This window comes from Xenorhabdus bovienii, from assembly GCF_024721015.1.
GTDB classification, from domain to species: domain Bacteria; phylum Pseudomonadota; class Gammaproteobacteria; order Enterobacterales; family Enterobacteriaceae; genus Xenorhabdus; species Xenorhabdus bovienii.
On the sequence record NZ_JANAIF010000158.1, the window covers coordinates 1 to 2,798 of the forward strand.

Here is a 2,798-nt window from a genome sequence, read left to right on the forward strand (position 1 = left end):
CATCCCCCTACATCAACATAAATCCCATCATCAGCATTGCTGCTACCCAAAATCCGAGGAATATGAGGTATTTCATTTGATTTGCTCCACATGCAGACCATGACCAAATACCGCCCCTGTGTCGATATAAAGCTGGTTCCAGTTCTGTTTGGTTATTGGTGCTGGAGTGTGTCCGAATATGAACAGGTCAGCCCCTGTAATTGCTCCACCGATATCATCACCAGCATTGTAAATCCGGCCTCGGTTCCAGATGACATCAAACCAGTCAACCTCTTTGCCGAACTCATATTCGTCATCGGGGTAGTCAGCATGGGCGATCACTATTTTCTTGTGGCCAGTGTTTACCTCGATAATCAGGGGTAATTGTTCATGTTCAGCTTTCGCTAATAGAGCTTTTGCCAGTATTTCCTGTTCATAGTCCAGACAGAGAAACCAGTGACCGCCATTGTGGAACCACAGGTTACTATCGCCATTGTGAAATAGCGCATCTATCGCCATCTGCTCATGGTTTCCCCGAACCGCCCTGAACCACGGTTGAGTTATCAGGTCGAGGCATTCGACATTTCGATCCCCCCGGTCAATCAGGTCGCCAACCGATATCAATAAATCATTTTCATAATTAAAATCAATCTGTTGCAATCTATCCATTAACAACTGATAGCATCCGTGGAGGTCGCCAACCACGAAAATACGCTGGTATTGATCACCCTCGATTTTCAGGTAATTCCCGTTTCTGATTTCGTTCACTGTTCCTGCCTCCGCTTGAGTTAAATTCTGTGACCGTAATAATTCAGCGCGTAGCGTGTCTCAGTGAGTTTTACGCCCTGATATACAGCCCATGCCTGTGAATATTCAATTAAGCTGCTCATGCGCTTTATGCCCATTCTGGCAGTGCTCTCTCTTGCCAGTGGCACCAGCTCACCTTCCAACCCTGCGATTATCTGCCCCTCTTTTCCAGTCGCTTTTGCATGACCGGAGACGAAAATACATTTCCATTCCTGTGTGCTCCATGTATCACCAGACCACTCAATACCCTGTTTAGAGACGTCACCACATAACGCATGGAACTTGTCGTTCTGCGGTAAGGTTCGGTTTGAGTCTGAGATAGTGATTTGAATGGGAAATTCGTCGTTGAGTGGGAGTGTTTCTAGCATGGCTTTCAGGTTATCGAGTATTCGCACATTCCGTAGCAGGAATGTTTGCTTATCCATTCCTAACCTCCGTTATTCACCTTCTTGATATCGTTTTCCAGAAATTGTAGTTGTGTTTTCGCCCCCCTGAGCCTCACTTTTGTGTTTTTTTCTTCCTTTAGCAAATTGTCGCACGCTGCTCTCAGTTCATCCCGCCGTTGGTATAGCTCTTGAATCGCTCGTACCACACACTCGGCTTGACGTGCACTTTCCAGCAAGTGATCAAATGCATCGACATTGCAGCCGCACTGATCGCATGTGATAACACGATATTGCTCGTCGACTGTGATTGCGCCGTGCTTGCAGCGGGATTGTTCAGGTGTTTTAGGGGTAACTGAGGTGCTAATGCTGGGTTTACTATCATCGCCAAATTTGAGAGTGATGATGTTATCTGTCATCGTTATTTGCCCTCTGGTTCCACACCTGAATTACAGCGTGTTCGTCAGCTCCATAAACTGAATGACCGCATCCGTAGCACTCCACAAAATTACAGGGGCGGATCCCATTTATCGACAAAACGTCGCTACCACAAAACGGGCAACTCAGTAACTCCTGTGTTTTCTCTGTCATTTCAAACCACCTTGTTAGGTTCAGGAAATCCCACTGACACATTGAAGTGAGCGCCAGCATCACAGACAATACCGACAGCGCTTTTCCCCCATGATTTTTTACGCATAGCTGATTGCATTTGCCCCGCCTTTTTCCTTGCCTGATTTTTCGTTACACGCACCGGATTGAAATCACCATCCAGCAGTGGAGCGCCGTTGATAAAAATTGGTTTAATTTCCATTATTTCGAGTGTCATACCCCCTCCACCAGCTCATCAGGGATGTCAACCTCGTCACCCAACTGTGCAGCCACGACAGCACGGCAGATGGCGATAGTGGGAGACTCGCCGTCTTCAATTACACTTTCAAGCTCTTCGAAACTAAATATGTATGCCGACCACTCTTTGCTTACTGAATTAAAATTCAACTCAACATGATGCTTCTCAATCAACTGCCCGCATTCACTCCAATCAGTAGAATATTCAGGGGTAAGCTGTGGCATCCCAATTAAAGAGTTAATATCAAATCCATCAGCCAGTGCCACAGCCCAGTCCAACGCCCGGCCTGTCAGCTCACTCGTTTTGATTTTCATTTCAAACCCTCCAGTACCGCCAGCCGATAAAATACATATCCTCGTGGATAACACCGCGTAACTTTACGATGTAGATGGCGGTCTTTTCTGAGATTGAACGGACGACATTGACGCCGCTCTCCCAAGATTGCATTAACCTGCTGGTCATGAGGAGTGTCTTCCCAGCATTTGTCTTTGTGAAAGATAATTGTGGCCTTCATCTCAAAAGTCCTTCTGGTGGGGTTAAACATTTGCACCTTTGGAAAAACGTTTGTGAGGCGGTTTATCATTGCTCTGGCAAACTCTGGCGGCTTCCTCCTGATCCACTGGCAGGAAGTGACCATTTTTGAAACGTTGATAGACCGTTCCAAGTTGCCCGAATCTGTTTTTTGTTACGATAATTTCAGCATATGGCGCTGCGGGGGAATTCTCATTGTACACCGCATCGCGATACAACATGATGATGCTGTCCGCATCTTGCTCAACACT

8 protein-coding genes are annotated in these 2,798 nt (G+C 46.5%); all 8 read right to left on the minus strand.

From position 1 onward, the window contains the following. Nucleotides 1–72: 72 nt before the first annotated feature. Nucleotides 73–747 carry a metallophosphoesterase gene (locus NXS07_RS19315; protein ID WP_258087439.1) on the minus strand — a complete coding sequence of 225 codons (675 nt, stop codon included), beginning with the start codon at nucleotides 745–747 and terminating at the stop codon, nucleotides 73–75. Between the two features lie 20 nt (nucleotides 748–767). After that, on the minus strand, nucleotides 768–1,211 hold the full coding sequence (locus tag NXS07_RS19320) for a recombination protein NinB (protein WP_258087440.1): 444 nt from the start codon (nucleotides 1,209–1,211) through the stop codon (nucleotides 768–770). A 2-nt stretch (nucleotides 1,212–1,213) separates the two neighbouring features. Further along, nucleotides 1,214–1,588 carry a hypothetical protein gene (locus NXS07_RS19325; RefSeq protein ID WP_258087441.1) on the minus strand — a complete coding sequence of 125 codons (375 nt, stop codon included), beginning with the start codon at nucleotides 1,586–1,588 and terminating at the stop codon, nucleotides 1,214–1,216. Beyond that, on the minus strand, nucleotides 1,578–1,820 hold the full coding sequence (locus NXS07_RS21880) for a Lar family restriction alleviation protein (RefSeq protein ID WP_368859256.1): 243 nt from the start codon (nucleotides 1,818–1,820) through the stop codon (nucleotides 1,578–1,580). Before NXS07_RS21880 ends, NXS07_RS19325 begins: the two co-directional genes overlap by 11 nt. Next, the gene (locus NXS07_RS19330) at nucleotides 1,762–1,995 is read right to left on the minus strand and encodes a hypothetical protein (RefSeq protein ID WP_038222908.1); all 234 of its coding nucleotides are present in this window, start codon (nucleotides 1,993–1,995) and stop codon (nucleotides 1,762–1,764) included. The genes NXS07_RS21880 and NXS07_RS19330 overlap by 59 nt, the downstream gene beginning before the upstream one ends. Further along, complete coding sequence (locus tag NXS07_RS19335) at nucleotides 1,992–2,330, minus strand: phage protein NinX family protein (protein WP_258087442.1); 339 nt, start codon at nucleotides 2,328–2,330, stop codon at nucleotides 1,992–1,994. Before NXS07_RS19335 ends, NXS07_RS19330 begins: the two co-directional genes overlap by 4 nt. Beyond that, nucleotides 2,327–2,530, minus strand: a complete 204-nt coding sequence (locus NXS07_RS19340; RefSeq protein WP_258087443.1) for a hypothetical protein — start codon at nucleotides 2,528–2,530, stop codon at nucleotides 2,327–2,329. The genes NXS07_RS19335 and NXS07_RS19340 overlap by 4 nt, the downstream gene beginning before the upstream one ends. A 22-nt stretch (nucleotides 2,531–2,552) precedes the next feature. Next, a partial coding sequence (locus NXS07_RS19345) for a DnaB-like helicase C-terminal domain-containing protein (RefSeq protein ID WP_258087444.1) occupies nucleotides 2,553–2,798 on the minus strand: 246 nt, incomplete at its 5' end.